Here is an 18,853-nt window from a genome sequence, read left to right as displayed (position 1 = left end):
CAAATCAAAAATTTTTTGTGCATAAGACTTGAAAGTCAAAGATGGTCAGAGTATACTATTAATCAAAGTTGGTCAAACAAACCGGCCTTTTTTAAAAATCAATTGGTCAAAGATAGTCAAATATTCAGTCTGCTTTGAGCATATTGGTTTGAATGCCGTTAAGTTTGCCGTATACTAATAGTCAAAGAAGGTCAAATCCAATAGACCTTTTTATTCACTTTCATTGGTCAAAGAAGATCAAATTATTAAGGAGGTTTTGGCAAATGCGTTGTCAACATTGTCATCAAAACGAGGCGACGATTCGCCTTAACATGCAAATAAATTCCGTTCATAAACAGATGGTTCTTTGTGAAACTTGCTATAACGAACTGACCCGTAAACCTTCAATGAGTATGGGTCCTCAATCTTTCGGATTTCCGTTTGAACAGGCATTCCAGCCGAAAGAAAAGAGCGCAGCAAAACAAAGCGGAAAAAAAGGGTTGCTTGATGAGCTGGCTCAAAATATTACAAACGGTGCAAAAGCCGGTCTCATTGACCCCGTCATCGGCCGTGATGATGAAGTGGCGCGAGTGATCGAAATTCTAAACCGCCGAAACAAAAACAATCCGGTTCTTATTGGTGAGCCGGGTGTAGGGAAAACTGCCATCGCTGAAGGGCTCGCTTTAAAAATTGCTGAAGGTGATGTTCCAAACAAACTGAAAAACAAAGAGCTATATTTGCTTGATGTTGCATCCCTTGTTGCAAACACAGGGATCAGAGGCCAATTTGAGGAGAGAATGAAACAGCTGATCACTGAGCTGAAGGAACGAAAAAATGTCATTCTGTTCATTGATGAAATTCACCTTCTCGTCGGCGCAGGCTCTGCAGAAGGATCAATGGACGCCAGCAACATTCTCAAACCGGCCCTAGCCAGAGGCGAACTGCAAGTCATTGGCGCGACAACACTGAAAGAATATCGTCAAATCGAAAAAGATGCCGCGCTGGAAAGACGTTTTCAGCCTGTCATGGTGCAGGAGCCTTCAATTGAACAGGCTATCCTCATTCTGCAAGGGATTAAAGACAAATACGAGGCATACCATGGCGTAACATTCAGTGATGAAGCAATCAAAGCGTGTGTCACTTTATCATCCCGCTACATTCAGGACAGACACCTGCCGGATAAAGCAATTGATTTATTAGATGAAGCAGGTTCAAAAGCCAACCTGTTAATTGATGAACTGAATGATGAGGATGCCGCTGAACGCTTAACTGCAATTGAAGCCGAAAAAACAAAAGCCCTGGAAGATGAAAATTACGAACTGGCGGCAAAACTCCGTGATGAAGAACTCGCATTGGAGAAAAAACTGAACAGCTCCTCCGCTCATACCGCTGTCACTGTGGAAGCTGAGCACATTCAGGAAATTGTTGAACAAAAAACAGGCATCCCTGTCGGCAAACTGCAGGCAGACGAACAAACGAAAATGAAAGAACTCGAAGCAAAACTTCATGAACGCGTGATTGGACAAGAAGCCGCTGTTCAAAAAGTGGCAAAGGCGGTAAGACGAAGCCGCGCCGGTTTAAAATCCAAAAACAGACCAGTCGGCTCCTTCCTCTTCGTCGGTCCTACCGGCGTAGGGAAAACAGAGCTTTCTAAAACACTGGCAGATGAATTATTCGGCACAAAAGACGCTATTATCCGACTCGATATGAGCGAATACATGGAGAAACACGCCGTATCTAAAATTATCGGTTCACCGCCTGGATATGTCGGCCATGAGGAAGCTGGACAATTAACTGAGAAAGTGCGCCGCAATCCATACAGCATTGTGTTGCTGGATGAGATTGAAAAAGCACACCCAGACGTTCAGCATATGTTCCTGCAAATTATGGAGGATGGCCGTCTGACAGACAGCCAAGGCAGAACCGTAAGCTTCAAAGACACAGTGATCATCATGACAAGTAATGCGGGTGCTGGTGAGAAACAAACGAAAGTCGGTTTCCAATCAGATGACAGTGTCATCGAAGAACAAACATTGATTGATTCACTGAGCATGTTCTTTAAACCTGAGTTCCTCAACCGTTTTGACAGCATTATTGAGTTCCGCTCATTGGAAAAAGAACATCTTGTCAAAATCGTCAGCCTTCTTCTTGGAGAACTTGAAGAAACATTGGCTGAACGGGGCATTAGCTTGAATGTGACAGATGAAGCGAAAGAAAAAATCGCTGAGCTGGGCTACCACCCTTCATTCGGTGCACGTCCGCTTAGAAGAACCATCCAAGAATGGGTTGAGGATGAAATGACCGATCTGCTGCTTGATAATGGCGAGATCACAAGTTTTCACGTGATTTTAGAAGATGATAAAATCAAAGTGCGGGCGAAATAACAATCAGCGGTTTCCTTTTAGGAAGCCGCTTTTTTTATACTTTCATACTCTTGACTTAGAAATTACCGTCCCTTCTCCTGAAGCGCTACTTCCCTTCATCCTTTACACTTTTTTTAAGGAGGGATGGAACATGTTTATATACAGTGAATATGTATTTCTACTATTATATGAATACCATCTGAAGGACAGCTTGCAAGCAAGCTGCTAATTTCAGTAGACCCCCGGGCTTTTCAATTTTGGAGAGCCCGTTTTTGTTTATTTCTCCCTTCTATGCCTCTTCCTTGAATATTTCATGAACAAATTCACAATGTCCCTAAAGTTCCGGGCACCAAAACCGATATTAACCATAGACAAGCTAGTAAAAAAGGATTTGGTGAAAACTATGGATAAAACTTCGTTAATCGGTATTATTCTTGCTTTTGTGGCATTGAGCGTCGGGATGGTTCTGAAAGGCGTCAGTTTCAGCGCCCTTGCAAACCCCGCTGCCATTTTAATTATTATCGCCGGGACAATCTCAGCAGTCGTTATTGCGTTCCCAACAAAAGAAATTAAAAAAGTGCCTACGCTGTTTCGAGTGTTATTTAAGGAAAATAAACAGCTCACAATAGAGGAACTCATTCCTATGTTCTCTGAATGGGCTCAGCTTGCACGCCGCGAAGGTCTGCTTGCTTTAGAAGCAAGCATTGAGGATGTAGATGATGCTTTCTTGAAAAACGGGCTCAGCATGGCTGTTGACGGGCAAAGCGCGGAATTTATAAGAGATATTATGACAGAGGAAGTCGAAGCAATGGAGGACAGGCACCAAGCAGGAGCCGCTATTTTTACACAAGCAGGAACGTACGCTCCGACACTTGGAGTACTCGGCGCTGTAATCGGGCTGATTGCCGCTCTCTCTCATATGGATAACACAGATGAGCTTGGACACGCCATCAGTGCTGCCTTTGTTGCCACACTTCTCGGTATCTTTACAGGGTATGTGTTATGGCATCCTTTCGCAAATAAATTAAAACGAAAATCAAAACAGGAAGTAAAACTGCGTGAGGTCATGATTGAAGGTGTTTTATCCGTTTTAGAAGGACAAGCACCGAAAGTCATCGAACAAAAGCTTTTAATGTATCTTCCTGCGAAGGACCGCTTGAAATTTGCAGAACAAGGAGAGGCGCAAAATGGCGAGAAAAAAGAAGAAGAAGCATGAGGACGAGCACGTTGATGAATCATGGCTCGTTCCTTACGCCGACATCCTTACTCTTCTCCTGGCATTGTTTATTGTGCTGTACGCGAGCAGCTCGATTGACGCAGCTAAGTTTCAAATGCTCTCAAAATCATTTAATGAAGTTTTTACAGGCGGAACCGGTGTACTGGACTACTCCAGTGTCACTCCTCCTGAAAACGAGTCAGACGGCATCGATGAAGTGAAAAAGGAAAAAGAAGAGAAAGAGAAAACCAAGAAAGAAAAAGAAAAAGCAGCTGATCAAGAAGAACTTGAAAATGTGAAGAGCCAGGTGGAAAAGTTCATCAAAGATAAAAAGCTGGAACATCAGCTGGAGACGAAGATGACTAGTGAAGGCCTTCTGATTACGATTAAAGACAGCATCTTCTTTGATTCTGGAAAAGCGACCATCCGTAAGGAAGATGTGCCGCTTGCAAAAGAGATTTCAAATCTTCTTGTGATTAACCCGCCAAGAAATATCATTATCAGCGGACATACTGATAATATGCCAATTAAAAATTCTGAATTCCAATCAAACTGGCATTTAAGCGTCATGAGAGCGGTAAACTTTATGGGGCTCCTGATTGAAAACCCCAAGCTCGATGCAAAAGTGTTCAGCGCCAAGGGTTATGGCGAGTATAAACCGGTGGCTTCCAACAAAACTGCGGAAGGCCGAAGCAAAAACCGGCGGGTTGAAGTTCTCATTTTGCCAAGAGGCGCAGCGGAAACAAATGAAAAATAGCAAAAAAGGAAGCCTTGTGACATATCAGGCTTCCTTTTTTTACTTATTATGAAACTGTTTTGCGTTTAATCCTACTCTTTTTAACATTTCGGTGCACATCTCTACCTCTTCTTCGCTTAATACGCTGATCATTTCATTAATTTCAGCAGCGTGATCAGGGAAAATATCGTTCAAAAGACCGATGCCTTTTTCAGTAATTTGCGCAAATGTCACTCGTCTGTCTGTAGGAGACGCTTTCCGAATGAGAAGTTCTTTTTGCTCCAGCTTATCTACAACGTATGTGATGCTCCCGCTAGCCAAGAGAATTTTATCTCCTATCTGCTGCAGCGGCTGATCGCCTTTATGGTACAAAAGCTCTAGCACAGCAAATTCAGTCGGATTCAGCCCATGCTTATGAATATGCTTATTCATATGATCGTTAATAGACCGATACGCGCGCGACAGCACGATAAATAACTTCAGTGATTTTTCTGTCATGTCTCAATCATCCTTTTAGAAACCGTTACAGAGAAACATTAATAAACAAAGACCAAAATGTCAATAAAAATCTTTCCAATATTTCTCTTCTTTTTTAAAATGTAAGCTTGCCAACACCTTTTTCTAATTTTTTTGGTTATTTTTTCTTATTAAAGAAGAAGAAACAATGATATAATACCTCTAATCAGGTGTATGTTGGAGCGATGCAAATTGAAAATACTAAAAGGCGCCTGCGGGAGAGTCAAACTTTATATCATACTGGTCGTGATTCCGGCAATCGTCATCAGCTTTTTCGTATATGAAAAAGAAAAAGATACAATAGCTGCAGAACATAAACAAGAAGCAAGTGTCCTGCTAAACCTTCACCGCAACAAAATCAATTATTTAATCGGAGAAACAATGGCGAGAATGACCTCCTTGTCCATCGCCATCGACAGACCGGTTGATATAAAGAAAATGCAGTCAATTTTGGAAAAGACCTTTGATTCAGAGCCGAGATTTTCCGGTCTCTATTTTCTCAATGCCAAAGGAGACGTCACCGCAAGCACAACCGAATTAAAAACGAAAGTAAACCTGGCCGACAGATCTTTTTTTACAAAAGCAAAGGAAACTAAAAAGACAGTCATTTCAGATAGTTATTCGAGCAGAATTACTGGTCAGCCAATTTTCACAATTTGTGTGCCTGTTTTGGACTCAAAACGAAATGTGACAGATTATCTTGTCGCAGCTATTCAAATTGATTATTTGAAAAATCTCATTAACTTGCTGAGCCCTGATGTTTATATTGAAGTTGTGAACCAAGACGGGAAAATGATTTTTGCGAGCGGACAAGCCTCTCATGCAGAGGATCAGAAACCTGTCAGCGGATATCTGGATGATATCAGCTGGAATATGAAAGTCTATCCGAACCCGGTCACAATAGAAGAACTGTCGAAAAGCCTTGTGCTTCCGCTTTCATGTATTATTGTTCTGCTGAATATCCTTTTTATTCTCGTGCTGTATTATTTGCTGAAGCGGCAGACCCAGCTGGAGCGCTCAGAAAACGAGGCGCAAAAATTAGAGCTGATCGGGACGCTTGCTGCCAGCACAGCCCATGAAATCCGTAACCCCCTCACCGGGATAAGCGGCTTTATTCAGCTGTTGCAAAAGAAATATAAAGGTGAGGAAGATCAGCTTTACTTCTCCATTATCGAACAGGAGATCAAACGCATCAATCAAATAGTGAGTGAGTTTCTCGTTCTCGGCAAGCCGACAGCTGAAAAATGGGAGCTGAACTCACTTCAGGACATTATCGGAGAAATTATGCCGATCATTTATTCTGAGGGCAATCTATACAATGTTGAAGTCGAATTACAGTATTTAACCGAGCAGCCCTTACTCGTAAAATGTACAAAAGATCATATTAAACAAGTGATTTTAAATGTAGCAAAAAATGGCCTCGAGTCAATGCCTGAAGGAGGCAAACTGACGATCTCCCTAGGAGCTTTAGATAAAAAAGCCATAATCAAAGTTGTGGATAACGGTGAAGGGATTTCTCAGGAAATGCTGGATCACATCTTCCTTCCCTTTGTTACTTCTAAAGAAAAAGGAACCGGTCTCGGCCTTGTTGTTTGTAAACGGATCGTGCTGATGTACGGAGGCTCTATTCATATTGAAAGTGAAGTGCGAAGAGGCACAGAGGTGACGATCACCCTCCCCGTATCCGCATCATAGCCCCCCTGACCATGTCAGGAGGGTTTTTTATCTTCGTGATCGGGCATTGCCATTCGATTTGCTTGCTGGTCTTCCAGAAAAAAGGATTTTGATGAAACGCAACAGCATTTTCAAAAGCAAAAAAAACATAAAAAATACTAAAAAACCCTTTATACCTTCCGTGGCATCTAAAAACTCCATATTCCCTCTCCCCGTCACCTTTTGCTGAATCTCAATCGCAAATACGATGACAATGATGACTGTAACGGTATAGATAAAGGACAAGGCTGTCATACTCCATTTAGAAAGCCATGTAAACACAGCGTGAGTGACGCCGAAAAAGAATATGCCAAAAATGCCGATCACCCAAAAATGCATTTCTTTGTCAGTTAAATGAATGCCAAATATTCCGCATAAGGAAATAAAAGCATCATGAAATTGATTGACCATTTCGGTAATGAGAATCACCAGTTCCTTCATTAGTTCCCTCTTTCATATGAATTTTTTCCAGAAAAAAAGAGCGCTTCCGAAAAGCTCTCTCTTTATATATGCATCTGATAGGCCGCTATTTATTTGCATCATATGCTGGCATAACATCTCTGCGGGGCCACAAGCCTAATTTCTTTACAAGGCCTTGAATCCCTTGGGAATGTTCGTTTTCTTGCATAAGCTGATGATATTCATTTATTAAACAATCCAGCTCCTGACTGTGCCTGATCGTGTCATGCCCTGTAAATCCCTGCTTTCTAGCGGCATCTATCATTAACTTTCTTTTTTCATCAATAGACACCAACAATCTTTCTTGTTCAGAAGAACCGCCCATTCACTTCACCCCTCGCCGCTAAGAAATAGGAAACAAGTTTGATTGGGTTATTGTGCATTATTACAGATTATACTTTATTTGTAAACATATTTTCATTAAATAAGTTAATTTTTCAGGTATAATAGATATATTGATAGGATTAGAAGAACAATACCCAGGTGAAGAATATCTTAAACACGCCGCCAGGCAGGAGGTATGCCCAATGAAGAAAAAGAAAGCAATAATGCTCGGAGCGGCAGGCGGAAAAGCGATTTTAAAGAGGAAAAACCGAAAAAAATGTATCCAGCACATCACTACTTTTTTTCAGATGCTTCGCGATTGGCGAAATGGCGACTACCCTCGTTCACAGGTTAAAACACTTTTGCTGTTAACTGCCGCAATCCTGTATATCGTCATGCCGCTCGATATCATTCCAGACGTCATCCTCGGTCTTGGATTCATTGACGATGCAGCTGTTTTAGGTTTGATTTGGACAATGATTAAAAAAGAACTGTCACAGTATGAAAAGTGGCGTTTGCAATAAATATAAAAAGCCCCGTTCGATGAACGGGGCTATCTCATGCTTATTGATTCACGCTGTCTTTTTCATAAATAGGAACCCAGCCTTCAGTTGTGACAAAAATTCTCACCGCGACAACTTTGCGGTCCTCCTGAAGCGTGAAGTAATGGCGGATATTCTCAGGCACGGAGATTAAATCTCCAGGGTTTAAACGGACATCAAAAAACGTGCCGTCCTTGCCTTGAATGACAAAAATACCGTGTCCGCTTACAATAAAACGAACCTCATCGTCTGTATGGTGATGCTCTCTTTTAAAGTTTTCAAGCAGTTCATCAAGTTTCGGATTGCTGTCTGACAATGAAATAACATCCTGTGCTTTATAGCCGCGGCGGGTTGAGATATCTTTAATTTCAGTTTCGAAGGTATCAAGAATTTGCTGTTTTTCTTCTTCTGTCAGGTCATATTTCTCTGAGAGATGTTCCGGAAGCTTCGTGATATCCCATTGCTCATAAATAACCTCTTGACTGTCCAGAAAGCTTGCCACTTCCTCTTGATTTTCAATCGTTGTATTTGCCTCATCATGAATTCGAATTGTAGCCATTTCAATTCCTCCTTTTATTTAACCAGCTGATGCTGGAGTGTTTTCAATTTCAAATGGTAGCTGAACAAAAATTCATACGCTTCAAGCACTCTTTTTGCCTCAAATGCTGTTTTCCCCCAAGCCGTAATACCATGATTTCGGATCAGAACAGCTCCTGAATCTTCTGAAATCTCTTCCGCAAACAGTGCCGCAAGCGTCGGGATATGTGCCGGATTTTCTATAATCGGAACGGTCACTTCTGCGTTCTCTTCCCACAAGCCGAGTGCTTTTATAATTTCCTGGCCTTTGAATGTGATTTTCTTTTGGTCTCCGTATAACTCTGAAATCACATTATTGTTTACCGTATGGACATGCAGGCAGCATCCGGCATTGGTTTTATTGTACAAATGTGTATGCAAAAGCGTTTCTGCTGACGGTTTCAGAGAATGCCCGCTTTCAGCAGGCTCTCCGTTTTGATCGACCAGCAGAAAATCTTCAACCGTCTCTTTGCGTTTATCTTTTCCGCTTGCAGTGACGAGAAATGTTAAAGGCTCATCTGTAACCTTAATTGACAGATTACCGCTAGTAGCCGGAAACCAATCTCTCTCTGCCAATTCCCGTTTTACTTCAGCGAGCTCTCGCCAGCGTTCTTGTTTTGCAGCCATTCCTGTACCTCCTTTACATTCTCAATTTCCTTTCTGATCTCATAAAAATCTTGATACGGAAGATGATTGAGGTTTTGCTCCCGGCATTCGTTTAATAAATAATCCCTTGCAAAGCATAGGTCAGACAGCTTTGCTGCCTCCACATCTGTAACCGAATCACCGATCATGATGATATATTGGTTCGGTTCAGAAAGTTCATGGATGACCGACGGCTTACAGCACCCGCATTGATTGCTGCATGTACCCTTGCAGGAATGAGGCCAGTCAATATGGATATAGTCATTGTCAAATGAAGCATGATTGCAATAAATGCGGTCTTTCTCCACAATGCCTTCAAGCAAAGGATATACAAAAAAGTCCATTCCACCGCTTATGACATAAAACGGAATCTCGTGCTCATTGATAAATGCTACAAATTCCCGAAAGCCTTCCCTGATTTTTGCATCTTCCAATACAAAACTTGTAATCTCTTCTTTTAAACGGCTGGGCAGAAGGCCGAACATCCGCCCGACACCTTCCTTGATCGACAGCGTTTTGGAAAGTACGCCGTCTTTTAATGCCACCCACTCTGGGGGAGCAAATGTTTTCATGATATTTATAATGTTGTCGTTCATCGTGATTGTTCCGTCAAAATCACAAATAATAAAAGGTTTTCGAGTCGTCATACGGCTTCAACCTTTCCCCATTTATCTAGCGCAAGCTTAAGATCCTTGCATTGTTCGGCTTTTTCATCAATCGGCTGGGCCTCTAGGACCGCATCAATAATGGCTCTGAACGCTCGCCCCCCGCCTTGGGCACCGTTCGGATGTCCATGTACGCCTCCTCCGGCGTTAATAATGTGGTCTATGCCGAAATCACGCATTAATAGCGGAACCATGCCGGGATGAATGCCTGCTGACGGAACAGCAAATGTTTGGTTAAAAGCATCCTCTCTCACACATTCTTCATGAATCGCCAGTGCATCTGCTCTTGGAAGCGCAACCGAACCATATGGAGACGGAAAGAGGCTGAAGTCAGCACCGCAATATCGGTTTAATTTTCCGAGTAAAAGAGCGTGAGAAAAACCGTAAAACGGAGAAGACGTAAACGCTCCGCTCACTGCTGGATGCGCCATAATCGGAACTGGGATTTCAGGATCTTCCGCAAAGCCTTGCATAACGTCCAAGCCGTAAGCGAAGACATTAAACAAAAGCGCATCCGCTCCCAACTCGGCGGCGCGTCTCGCTTTGTCTTTCAGATCAGCCGTACGTCCGGTCAAATTCACCGCATACAGCGTTTTATGTCCAGTTTGTTCATACGTTTCTTTCAATATTTGCTTTCCTTCTGCAATTCTTGTTTCAAAAGGCGCTAGACCAGTCTCAAAGAAAATTTCATCGTCTTTAATCAAGTCAACTCCGCCAAGCGCCTGCTGCCGGAGCTGTTCTTTAATATCACTCAGGTCCCTTCCGATTACGCCTTTAAATATGCTCATTAACAGCGGTCTCTCAAACTCTCCCAGCAGCTTCCGGATGCCGTATACGCCAAACTTCGGTCCCGGCAGTGCACGCTTAAATGCTTCAGAGAAGTGAAGATCGATTAATTTGATTTTTCCGTCCAGGGACAGCTTGCCAAACACTGTTGTCAGCAAAGCCGGAATATCCTGAGAGAAATTGATTTCAGGATAGGCAATTGTGATGACCGCTTGTTTTTCTGATGCAGCAGTTCCCTCTCTCTCCTCAACTTTTATCACCCGCCCCTTGTGCTTTTGCATTTGCTCCTGTTTTACAAGGGGCAGATCAGTCCAGGAGCCTACTGTCAATCCTGTTGCGATTTGTTCTGCTTTCTTCTCTGTATCGGCTCCCGGTTCGGTCAGGAGATATGTCGCTAATAACTCACTCATGCCAGAGCTCCTTTCATTTTCATCCATATCAAAAAACCTCTTCAAACTGCAATCGCGTCTAAAGAGGTTTCGTTTCTCGTCCGAATCTTATCTCTCAGCCGCTAGCTGCAAGAATTAGCACCGTGCTTTATAAGTCGGTTGCCGGGCTTCATCGGGCTCGTCCCTCTGCCTGCTCTTGATAAGAAAATATAGATTTTATAAATTATTTTGAATTATCCCATCGTTATAAGGTCTTGTCAATGCTTTTTTGGGTAAACAGGTTCAGTTTGCCAATTCGATAAGCGGCTTCCTTAAGTCTTTCTTCACTTGTTAAAAGTCCGACTCTGACGTAGCCCTCGCCATATTCACCGAAGCCGTTTCCAGCCGCAACTGCCACATTCGCTTTTTCCAGCAAAAGATCTGAGAACTGCTCAGAAGTATAGCCTTCAGGCACAGGCAGCCATGCAAAAAAAGAACCTGCGGGAGCTGTTACATCCCAGCCGATTTCCCGGCATGCCGTGATCCAAGCGTTTCTCCTGCTCTCATACCTGGCATTTTGCTCTGCCACACACGTCTGATCGGCTAACAGTGCCTCTGCTGCAGCCTCCTGAGTCGCTCTGAAAAGACTGACAAACATATGGTCTTGATAAAGATTGATCGCTTCAATGACCGAAGCGTTTCCGACGGCAAAGCCAACCCGCCATCCTGCCATATTATACGTTTTTGACAGCGTGTAAATTTCAATTCCGATATCCTTCGCACCTTCAGTCTGCAAAAAGCTTAAAGGCTTGCAGCCGTCAAATCCGACAGCGCCGTAAGCAAAATCGTGAACGACGCAGATTCCGTTTTCAGCCGCAAAACGCACGGTATCTTCAAAGAACTCGGAAGTAGCAACAGCTCCAGTCGGATTATTCGGATAATTCAAATACATCAATTTCGCCTGTTCCCTTATTTCAGCGGTTATGCTGCTGTAATCAGGGAGAAACGCCCTGTCCTTTACGAGCGGCATCATTTCCATCTTTGCTTTTGCAAGTGTGACACCCGACCAGTAATCAGGATAACCCGGATCGGGAACTAAAATCGTATCACCGGGATTCAACAAGCATTGCGGGAGCTCGACTAAACCGGCTTTTCCGCCGAATAATACAGCGACTTCAGTTTCCGGATCCAGATCAATGCCGTATTCTCTTTTGTAAAATGCAGCAGCCGCTGACTTCAGACGGTATGAGCCACGAAAAGACGAATATTTATGATTCTCAGGATCAGCGACAGCTCGTTTCATCTCCTCAACAATATGCTCAGGAGTCGGCTGATCTGGATTTCCCTGTCCTAGATTGATAACGTCATGTCCTTCTGCGAGCTTTCGGTTCACTTTCTGCACCAGAGAAGCGAAGAATTGTTTAGGCAATTCCTTCAATACATGAGACTGTTCAAATTTCATCTATTCTCACCTTCTAAAAAAATCTTGAAATGATAGTCCATCATCATATATGGTTAAATGAAAAAAGTAAAGAAAAATTTGGGGTGTTAAAAAGATGAAATGGACGATATCTTGTCTTCAATTTGATATTTCATACGGCAAACCTTCGGAAAATATAAAAAAGGCTGAATTTTTCATCGGAAAAGAAAGCAAACATGCTGATGTTCTTGTTCTGCCTGAATTATGGACGACCGGATATGATCTGGCCAATCTTGATGAACTCGCTGACGAAGACGGCCGCTCCGCTCAGAGCTGGCTGAAGAAAACGGCAAAAAAACATGGTGTTCATATTGTCGCCGGGTCGGTCGCTGTCAGGAAGAATTCTGATGTTTATAATACAATGTACATCGCGGATAAGGAAGGGCAAATCATTAAAGAGTACAGAAAAGCCCATCTTTTTCAGCTGATGGATGAGCATCTGTATTTATCAGCCGGTTCCGAAGACGGATACTTTGAGCTTGACGGCGTCAAAAGCTCAGGATTGATCTGTTACGATATCCGTTTTCCGGAATGGATCAGAAAACATACGACAAAAGGCGCCAACGTGCTGTTTATTTCTGCGGAATGGCCTCTTCCCCGCCTTGATCATTGGAAAAGCCTGCTTATTGCGCGGGCCATTGAAAATCAATGCTTTGTCGCAGCCTGCAATTGTACCGGTTCAAATCCGGATAATGAATTTGCAGGACATAGCCTGATTATTGATCCATGGGGGCGTGTACTTGCTGAAGGCGGTCGGGAAGAAGGCATAGTCCGAGCGGAAATCGACCTTCAAGAAAGCGCAGAAGTTCGGGAGAGCATTCCTGTTTTCGATGATATCAGAAAAGATTTATATTAAAAAATATATTGACAACTAACTAAATTACCTGTTACCATGTTCATCAACTGATAAATTAGAATTGTCAAACAAGTGAATATATTCTCTTATCGAGAGTTGGGCGAGGGATTTGGCCTTTTGACCCCAACAGCAACCGACCGTAATTCCATTGTGAAATGGGGCGCATCTTTTTCGCGCCGAGACGCTGGTCTCTTAAGGCACGGTGCTAATTCCATTCAGATCTGATCTGAGAGATAAGAGAGGCGGACATAGATGTTAAGCCTCCTTCTCTCTGAGAAGGAGGCTTTTTTACGGCTACATATTAAGTGATTACATAATTGGAGGTTATGATGATGGGAGTCACAAAAACACCTTTATACGAAACGTTAAATGAAAGCTCCGCTGTGGCGTTGGCGGTGAAGCTTGGCCTTTTTCCAAGCAAAAGCACGCTGACATGCCAGGAGATCGGAGACGGCAACTTAAATTACGTTTTTCATATTTATGATCAAGAACATGACAGAGCATTGATCATTAAACAGGCGGTTCCGTATGCAAAAGTGGTGGGAGAAAGCTGGCCGCTGACAATCGACCGTGCAAGAATCGAAAGCAGCGCTCTCATCCGTCAGGGCGAGCATGTGCCTCACCTGGTTCCAAGAGTGTTTTATTCTGATACGGAAATGGCGGTTACCGTCATGGAGGATCTCTCTCACCTCAAGATCGCAAGAAAAGGACTCATTGAGGGTGAAAACTATCCTCATCTGTCGCAGCACATCGGTGAATTTTTAGGAAAAACACTTTTCTACTCATCAGATTACGCGCTTGAACCTAAGGTGAAAAAACAGCTTGTTAAACAGTTTACAAATCCAGAGCTATGCGACATTACGGAAAGACTTGTTTTTACAGATCCTTTCTTCGACCATGACACAAATGATTTTGAAGAAGAGCTTCGTCCTTTTGTCGAAAAGCTTTGGAATAATGACAGCGTTAAAATCGAAGCCGCTAAGCTGAAAAAGTCATTTTTAACGTCTGCAGAAACGTTGATTCATGGTGATTTGCATACAGGAAGCATTTTCGCAAGTGAGCACGAAACAAAGGTGATTGATCCTGAGTTTGCTTTTTACGGACCGATCGGCTTTGATGTAGGGCAATTTATCGCCAACTTATTTTTGAACGCACTCAGCCGTGACGGGGCTGACAGAGAGCCGTTATATGAACATGTCAACCAGGTCTGGGAAACGTTTGAAAAGACGTTTAGTGAAGCCTGGCGGAAGGACAGTCTGGATGTTTACGCCAACATCGACGGTTACCTCACTGATACGCTCAGCCATATTTTTGAAGAAGCAATCGGATTTGCGGGCTGTGAGCTGATACGACGCACGATCGGCCTTGCCCATGTAGCTGACCTGGATACGATCGTGCCGTTTGATAAACGAATCGGCAGAAAACGCTTGGCGCTCGAAACCGGCACAGCCTTTATCGAAAAACGTTCGGAATTCAAAACGATAACAGATGTTATTGAATTATTTAAGTTACTTGTAAAGGAATGATCTATTCATGACCCATTCATTTGCTGTTCCACGTTCTGTTGAATGGAAAGAAACAGCTATTACCATTTTAAATCAGCAAAAGCTTCCTGATGAGACGGAATATTTGGAGCTGACGACGAAAGAGGATGTATTTGATGCGATTGTCACGCTCAAAGTAAGGGGCGCTCCGGCGATCGGCATTACGGCTGCCTTCGGACTAGCGCTTGCTGCCAAAAACATTGAAACAGATAATGTCACGGAATTCCGCCGCAGACTGGAAGACATCAAACAATATTTAAACAGCTCACGGCCTACCGCCATTAATTTGTCATGGGCGCTTGAGAGACTGAGTCATTCGGTCGAAAACGCGATTTCCGTAAATGAAGCAAAAACAAACCTTGTCCATGAAGCCATTCAGATTCAGGTCGAGGATGAGGAAACGTGCCGGTTGATCGGCCAAAACGCCCTGCAGCTTTTCAAAAAAGGCGACAGGATTATGACAATCTGCAATGCCGGCTCAATCGCGACAAGCCGCTATGGAACGGCGCTAGCTCCGTTTTACTTGGCCAAACAAAAAGATTTGGGATTACACATTTATGCCTGTGAAACAAGGCCTGTCCTGCAAGGTTCACGCCTTACTGCTTGGGAGCTGATGCAGGGGGGCATTGATGTCACTCTGATCACAGACAGCATGGCCGCCCATACGATGAAGGAAAAACAAATTTCCGCTGTTATCGTCGGAGCCGACCGAATTGCAAAGAACGGTGATACGGCAAATAAAATCGGCACATACGGTCTTGCTATTTTAGCAAACGCCTTTGACATTCCGTTTTTTGTCGCCGCACCTTTATCTACATTTGATACAAAGGTCAAATGCGGCGCTGATATCCCGATAGAGGAACGAGATCCCGAGGAAGTCAGGCAGATTTCCGGAGTTCGGACCGCTCCATCCAATGTGCCTGTCTTTAATCCCGCTTTCGACATTACACCTCATGATCTCATTTCAGGAATCATCACAGAAAAAGGGATTATGACCGGAAACTATGAAGAAGAGATTGAAGAGCTGTTTAGAGGAGAAAAGGTGCATTAAAAAACCGCTGGACTTTGCTCATTTGGAGCCGAGTCAGCGGTTTTTTTGTTTCTTTTTGTTAACATTGATGATTTCATCTTTTTGAGCGCTTGATAAGATATGCAGTTTCACAAACAGTTCGGCAAAAACGGCAAGTTTCTCAGAGCGGCTCGGCTTCAATTGCTTTGTCCTCCTTTTTCATCAGACCAACTTTTTTAACTTAATAAAATGATATGTCGGCCGTGAAAAAAGGGAACGTGCCATATGTTTTATTTTTCTTTATAGGAGATTCGCTCGATGTTTAGCAAAAATGCTTTGATCTCCGTTTTGCTTCCGGCGTATCCTGTTAACGCACTGTTTTTGCCGATCACTCTGTGGCACGGAACAAAAATCGGCAGGTCGTTACGTTTATTAGCTTGCCCGACAGCGCGCACCGCTTTCGGACTGCCGACCGCAGCGGCAATATCCGCATAGCTTCGGGATTCACCATATGGAATCCTCTCCAGCGCTTGCCACACTTTTTGCTGAAAAGGAGTGCCCTTTTGGCTGAGCGGCAGGGTGAATGTCTTCCTTTCGCCTGCAAAATATTCTTGAAGCTGTTGTTTCGCTTCTGCAAGATTAGGTGTTTCCATGTGCTCAGTATTCTGAACCGTTTCTTTCCAATCCATCCAATCTTCCTGACTGAGAAATAGACGAGTGATCCGGTCCTCCTCTTCGGCAATGATAAGTTCACCGAGCGGCGTTTCGGCTGTCGTATAGTAGTTCATTCATCATTCCTTCTTTCTTCAGCATTCTGTCTGACAGGAAGCGTAATATGGAAAACGGTGCCCTTCCCTTCTTCACTTTCTACCATAATCTCGCCTTGATGTTCTTCAATAATTTTATAGCTTACCATAAGCCCAAGTCCAGTTCCCCGTTCCTTTGTCGTATAAAACGGTTCACCAAGTCGCTTTAATTTATCTTCTGTCATTCCGATTCCCTCGTCTTTTAAGGAGATTAGAACATGATCTTGATCCAATGCCTTTATCGTTACAAAAATATTTCCGCCGTCAGGCATCACTTCGATGGCGTTTTTTAATATATTGATAAAAACCTGTTTCAGCTGATTCGGTTCACAGTAAATCGGGGGAATGTCGTCAATTAAATCAAGTTGCATTTGTACATTGCTGAGATTGGCTTGCGCATTTAGAAGGTCTATCGTGTCCCTCATAATTTGGGTAACATGTTTTTCCTCATACATAATGGCCTGGGGCTTGGCTAAAATCAAGAATTCGGTGATGATGGATTCGATGCGCTTTAGTTCTGAGGTGATCACGTTGAAGTAAAGGGCGTAGTCTCCCTCGACACTCCCTTTCAGAAGCTGAATGAAGCCTTTAAGAGCAGTCATCGGATTTCTGATTTCATGAGCAATGCCTGCTGCGAGTTCGCCGACAACATGAAGGGTATCTGATTTGCGCAGGCGCTCCTCCAATTCTTTTCGCTCTGTTACGTCTTTAAAGATAGCCAAGTTCATATTTTGAATAATATTCCGTTTAAATGAGAATTCGAGTTTTCTGTTATCACCGCTGCTCAGCAAAAATGGAATTTCGTTGTCCATTTCATCAAAATTAATCTGCCTTGCCGGTGATGCCAGATTTTCTATTTCATAAGCAGAAATAATATCTAACAGGCTGTGCTGTTTGATCTCTTCATGTGACAGGCCCAAAATATGGCTTGCTAACGGGTTGGCGTCGATGATCCTGTATTGATTGTCGAACAATACATTGCCGTCCATTGAGCCGTTGAACACTTTTCTGAATTTCAGCTCGCTTTCCCGAAGCTCCTTTTCCATTCGCTTTCTGTCGCTTACATTTCTTAAGATCGTCAAATGCTGATTTTCAAGGATTGTCCGTTTTGAAGTAAATTCAAGCTCTTTGAATTGGCCGTTCCCCATTTGAAACAGCAGCTCTTCTCTGATCTCTCCGTATTTTGCGTATTTCCTCTTCGTTATGCTGTATTTCTGCTGCGAGTCAACGAGAAAATCACACAGCTTTCTTTTCAACAGCAAATTCATCGGCAGCTCAAAAATTTTACAGGCAGATTGATTCGCTTTTACGATTCTTCCGTCATTCGACCAGATGATGATGGCGTCCATTGCATTTTCAAAGATTTCTCTGAAGCGCTCCTCACTTTTAAAGAGCTGCAGCTCCATAGACCGCTTCTCTGTGATATCCCTCATAATGGACATATAAAAACCGCTGATGATGTTTGATGTAATCGTGAATTCAAATAGTTTTTGAACTCCTGAACGAAGCTTGACAGGCAGCTCCCCCTTCGCTTTTCCCTTGCGGTTGAGCGCCTTCCAGATATTGTCGAAATCTTTTCGTGAGCCGCTGTCTATGAACTCATACAAAGATAAATGAGACAGCTCATTATGATTGATTTCAAAGCTTTTACAAAAGGACAAATTGGCATCAATAAAACCGCCATCTTTATCAAACAGGACGATTCCGTCAACTGCTCTGTCAAACAAGTCCTTAAAAAGCTGTTCATTCATAGAGAATTCCCGCTCCAGAATCTTCTTAGAAGATATGTCCCTCATGACAACAAAAAAGAAATCCTCACCAATACCTCTTTTGGCCAGAAACTCTATGTATTTTGTTGCCCCGCAATCAAGCCTGATCGGAACCTCCTTCCACAGAAAGCCTTTTTTAAAAAACTTCTTTACGGAAAGATTCAGTTCATCCTTTGGAATGGAAAACAAAAAATCCAAAACAGAACGCTTTTTCAAATCTTCCGAGTCAACTTGAAGCATCCTTTCTGTTGCTTCATTTGCCTGAACAATCCGCATTTCGTTATCACAAATAAAAATAGCATCGAGCGTATTGTTGACAATCACTTGATGCTGATTCAATTCCTTTTTCAGTCGCGCGTTTTCTTCTTTGAGGCGATTCAGTTCCTCTCGCAGCTCCGAGTTTGTCTGGACACCAAGAGTTTCCATGCATGTACACTCCTTCTTCAAAACCTATCCCTCAATATTTCTACAAAATGCGGGAACTTCCTTCATTTGCCCTAT

Annotated in this window: 19 protein-coding genes and 2 riboswitches; of the genes, 8 read left to right on the top strand and 11 right to left on the bottom strand. The window is 43.0% G+C overall.

The window, feature by feature from the left end; all coding sequences use genetic code 11:
- Nucleotides 1-263 precede the first annotated feature (263 nt).
- The 3 genes from clpE to motB all read left to right on the top strand — a co-directional run bounded on the left by clpE (nucleotide 264) and on the right by motB (nucleotide 4,315).
- Nucleotides 264-2,363, top strand: coding sequence for an ATP-dependent protease ATP-binding subunit ClpE (clpE, locus tag NYE20_RS07795; RefSeq protein WP_070548885.1), 2,100 nt, complete (start codon nucleotides 264-266; stop codon nucleotides 2,361-2,363).
- A gap of 382 nt (nucleotides 2,364-2,745) precedes the next feature.
- Nucleotides 2,746-3,558: a flagellar motor stator protein MotA gene (gene motA, locus NYE20_RS07790; RefSeq protein ID WP_003244739.1), complete on the top strand. Its 813-nt coding sequence runs from the start codon at nucleotides 2,746-2,748 to the stop codon at nucleotides 3,556-3,558.
- On the top strand, nucleotides 3,530-4,315 hold the full coding sequence (gene motB / locus NYE20_RS07785) for a flagellar motor protein MotB (protein ID WP_339184908.1): 786 nt from the start codon (nucleotides 3,530-3,532) through the stop codon (nucleotides 4,313-4,315). Before motA ends, motB begins: the two co-directional genes overlap by 29 nt.
- A 39-nt stretch (nucleotides 4,316-4,354) precedes the next feature.
- Here the strand turns inward: motB and mhqR are convergent, their stop codons facing one another.
- Complete coding sequence (gene mhqR / locus NYE20_RS07780; protein ID WP_049139814.1) at nucleotides 4,355-4,792, bottom strand: MarR family transcriptional regulator MhqR; 438 nt, start codon at nucleotides 4,790-4,792, stop codon at nucleotides 4,355-4,357.
- Nucleotides 4,793-4,984: 192 nt separating this feature from the next.
- On the opposite strand from mhqR, the gene kinD reads away from it, so the two are divergent.
- Nucleotides 4,985-6,505: a sporulation kinase KinD gene (kinD, locus tag NYE20_RS07775; RefSeq protein WP_015252216.1), complete on the top strand. Its 1,521-nt coding sequence runs from the start codon at nucleotides 4,985-4,987 to the stop codon at nucleotides 6,503-6,505.
- Between the two features lie 27 nt (nucleotides 6,506-6,532).
- Here the strand turns inward: kinD and NYE20_RS07770 are convergent, their stop codons facing one another.
- Both NYE20_RS07770 and spo0E read right to left on the bottom strand, forming a co-directional pair.
- A complete protein-coding gene (locus tag NYE20_RS07770) occupies nucleotides 6,533-6,964 on the bottom strand; it encodes a hypothetical protein (protein WP_161621540.1) in 432 nt (143 codons plus the stop codon).
- Between the two features lie 85 nt (nucleotides 6,965-7,049).
- Nucleotides 7,050-7,307: an aspartyl-phosphate phosphatase Spo0E gene (spo0E, locus tag NYE20_RS07765; protein WP_003218598.1), complete on the bottom strand. Its 258-nt coding sequence runs from the start codon at nucleotides 7,305-7,307 to the stop codon at nucleotides 7,050-7,052.
- A gap of 202 nt (nucleotides 7,308-7,509) precedes the next feature.
- Here spo0E and NYE20_RS07760 point away from each other — a divergent pair, with 202 nt between their 5' ends.
- Nucleotides 7,510-7,830 carry a YkvA family protein gene (locus tag NYE20_RS07760; RefSeq protein ID WP_032721424.1) on the top strand — a complete coding sequence of 107 codons (321 nt, stop codon included), beginning with the start codon at nucleotides 7,510-7,512 and terminating at the stop codon, nucleotides 7,828-7,830.
- Between the two features lie 40 nt (nucleotides 7,831-7,870).
- Here the strand turns inward: NYE20_RS07760 and mtnD are convergent, their stop codons facing one another.
- From mtnD to mtnE, 5 genes are all read right to left on the bottom strand, one after another.
- Entirely contained in the window at nucleotides 7,871-8,407 is a 537-nt protein-coding gene (gene mtnD / locus NYE20_RS07755) for an acireductone dioxygenase (protein ID WP_003232483.1), read from the bottom strand.
- 14 nt (nucleotides 8,408-8,421) lie between these two features.
- Complete coding sequence (locus tag NYE20_RS07750; RefSeq protein WP_003232485.1) at nucleotides 8,422-9,051, bottom strand: methylthioribulose 1-phosphate dehydratase; 630 nt, start codon at nucleotides 9,049-9,051, stop codon at nucleotides 8,422-8,424.
- Nucleotides 9,009-9,716, bottom strand: coding sequence for a 2-hydroxy-3-keto-5-methylthiopentenyl-1-phosphate phosphatase (gene mtnX / locus NYE20_RS07745; protein WP_003232486.1), 708 nt, complete (start codon nucleotides 9,714-9,716; stop codon nucleotides 9,009-9,011). The genes NYE20_RS07750 and mtnX overlap by 43 nt, the downstream gene beginning before the upstream one ends.
- Complete coding sequence (gene mtnW / locus NYE20_RS07740) at nucleotides 9,713-10,930, bottom strand: 2,3-diketo-5-methylthiopentyl-1-phosphate enolase (protein ID WP_161621539.1); 1,218 nt, start codon at nucleotides 10,928-10,930, stop codon at nucleotides 9,713-9,715. Before mtnW ends, mtnX begins: the two co-directional genes overlap by 4 nt.
- Nucleotides 10,931-11,014: 84 nt before the next feature.
- A riboswitch (SAM riboswitch) is annotated at nucleotides 11,015-11,115 on the bottom strand.
- A 38-nt stretch (nucleotides 11,116-11,153) separates the two neighbouring features.
- On the bottom strand, nucleotides 11,154-12,350 hold the full coding sequence (gene mtnE, locus NYE20_RS07735; protein WP_003244774.1) for a methionine-glutamine aminotransferase: 1,197 nt from the start codon (nucleotides 12,348-12,350) through the stop codon (nucleotides 11,154-11,156).
- Between the two features lie 94 nt (nucleotides 12,351-12,444).
- Between mtnE and NYE20_RS07730 the strand changes: the two genes are divergently transcribed.
- From NYE20_RS07730 to mtnA, 3 genes are all read left to right on the top strand, one after another.
- On the top strand, nucleotides 12,445-13,224 hold the full coding sequence (locus tag NYE20_RS07730) for a carbon-nitrogen family hydrolase (RefSeq protein WP_038829015.1): 780 nt from the start codon (nucleotides 12,445-12,447) through the stop codon (nucleotides 13,222-13,224).
- 83 nt (nucleotides 13,225-13,307) lie between these two features.
- A riboswitch (SAM riboswitch) is annotated at nucleotides 13,308-13,464 on the top strand.
- 92 nt (nucleotides 13,465-13,556) lie between these two features.
- Entirely contained in the window at nucleotides 13,557-14,750 is a 1,194-nt protein-coding gene (gene mtnK / locus NYE20_RS07725) for an S-methyl-5-thioribose kinase (RefSeq protein WP_161621538.1), read from the top strand.
- A gap of 7 nt (nucleotides 14,751-14,757) precedes the next feature.
- The gene (mtnA, locus tag NYE20_RS07720; protein WP_161621537.1) at nucleotides 14,758-15,819 is read left to right on the top strand and encodes an S-methyl-5-thioribose-1-phosphate isomerase; all 1,062 of its coding nucleotides are present in this window, start codon (nucleotides 14,758-14,760) and stop codon (nucleotides 15,817-15,819) included.
- Nucleotides 15,820-15,852: 33 nt separating this feature from the next.
- On the opposite strand, the gene NYE20_RS07715 is transcribed toward mtnA, so the two are convergent.
- The 3 genes from NYE20_RS07715 to kinE all read right to left on the bottom strand — a co-directional run bounded on the left by NYE20_RS07715 (nucleotide 15,853) and on the right by kinE (nucleotide 18,778).
- A complete protein-coding gene (locus tag NYE20_RS07715; protein WP_003232500.1) occupies nucleotides 15,853-15,978 on the bottom strand; it encodes a hypothetical protein in 126 nt (41 codons plus the stop codon).
- Between the two features lie 89 nt (nucleotides 15,979-16,067).
- Entirely contained in the window at nucleotides 16,068-16,565 is a 498-nt protein-coding gene (gene ogt / locus NYE20_RS07710) for a methylated-DNA--protein-cysteine methyltransferase (RefSeq protein ID WP_038829016.1), read from the bottom strand.
- Complete coding sequence (gene kinE / locus NYE20_RS07705) at nucleotides 16,562-18,778, bottom strand: sporulation two-component system sensor histidine kinase KinE (RefSeq protein WP_003232504.1); 2,217 nt, start codon at nucleotides 18,776-18,778, stop codon at nucleotides 16,562-16,564. Before kinE ends, ogt begins: the two co-directional genes overlap by 4 nt.
- Nucleotides 18,779-18,853 lie beyond the last annotated feature (75 nt).

This window comes from Bacillus sp. FSL R5-0416, from assembly GCF_037975425.1.
Taxonomy (GTDB): Bacteria; Bacillota; Bacilli; order Bacillales; family Bacillaceae; genus Bacillus; species Bacillus subtilis.
This window is presented reverse-complemented; position numbering and strand designations above follow the sequence as displayed.

Excerpts from the sequence above, each read along its gene's own strand:
- clpE (WP_070548885.1), top strand. The coding sequence starts at position 264 with ATGCGTTGTCAACATTGTCATCAAAACGAGGCGACGATTCGCCTTAAC.
- motA (WP_003244739.1), top strand. The coding sequence starts at position 2,746 with ATGGATAAAACTTCGTTAATCGGTATTATTCTTGCTTTTGTGGCATTG.
- motB (WP_339184908.1), top strand. The coding sequence starts at position 3,530 with ATGGCGAGAAAAAAGAAGAAGAAGCATGAGGACGAGCACGTTGATGAA.
- mhqR (WP_049139814.1), bottom strand. The coding sequence starts at position 4,792 with ATGACAGAAAAATCACTGAAGTTATTTATCGTGCTGTCGCGCGCGTAT.
- kinD (WP_015252216.1), top strand. The coding sequence starts at position 4,985 with ATGTTGGAGCGATGCAAATTGAAAATACTAAAAGGCGCCTGCGGGAGA.
- NYE20_RS07770 (WP_161621540.1), bottom strand. The coding sequence starts at position 6,964 with ATGAAGGAACTGGTGATTCTCATTACCGAAATGGTCAATCAATTTCAT.
- spo0E (WP_003218598.1), bottom strand. The coding sequence starts at position 7,307 with ATGGGCGGTTCTTCTGAACAAGAAAGATTGTTGGTGTCTATTGATGAA.
- NYE20_RS07760 (WP_032721424.1), top strand. The coding sequence starts at position 7,510 with ATGAAGAAAAAGAAAGCAATAATGCTCGGAGCGGCAGGCGGAAAAGCG.
- mtnD (WP_003232483.1), bottom strand. The coding sequence starts at position 8,407 with ATGGCTACAATTCGAATTCATGATGAGGCAAATACAACGATTGAAAAT.
- NYE20_RS07750 (WP_003232485.1), bottom strand. The coding sequence starts at position 9,051 with ATGGCTGCAAAACAAGAACGCTGGCGAGAGCTCGCTGAAGTAAAACGG.
- mtnX (WP_003232486.1), bottom strand. The coding sequence starts at position 9,716 with ATGACGACTCGAAAACCTTTTATTATTTGTGATTTTGACGGAACAATC.
- mtnW (WP_161621539.1), bottom strand. The coding sequence starts at position 10,930 with ATGAGTGAGTTATTAGCGACATATCTCCTGACCGAACCGGGAGCCGAT.
- mtnE (WP_003244774.1), bottom strand. The coding sequence starts at position 12,350 with ATGAAATTTGAACAGTCTCATGTATTGAAGGAATTGCCTAAACAATTC.
- NYE20_RS07730 (WP_038829015.1), top strand. The coding sequence starts at position 12,445 with ATGAAATGGACGATATCTTGTCTTCAATTTGATATTTCATACGGCAAA.
- mtnK (WP_161621538.1), top strand. The coding sequence starts at position 13,557 with ATGGGAGTCACAAAAACACCTTTATACGAAACGTTAAATGAAAGCTCC.
- mtnA (WP_161621537.1), top strand. The coding sequence starts at position 14,758 with ATGACCCATTCATTTGCTGTTCCACGTTCTGTTGAATGGAAAGAAACA.
- ogt (WP_038829016.1), bottom strand. The coding sequence starts at position 16,565 with ATGAACTACTATACGACAGCCGAAACGCCGCTCGGTGAACTTATCATT.
- kinE (WP_003232504.1), bottom strand. The coding sequence starts at position 18,778 with ATGGAAACTCTTGGTGTCCAGACAAACTCGGAGCTGCGAGAGGAACTG.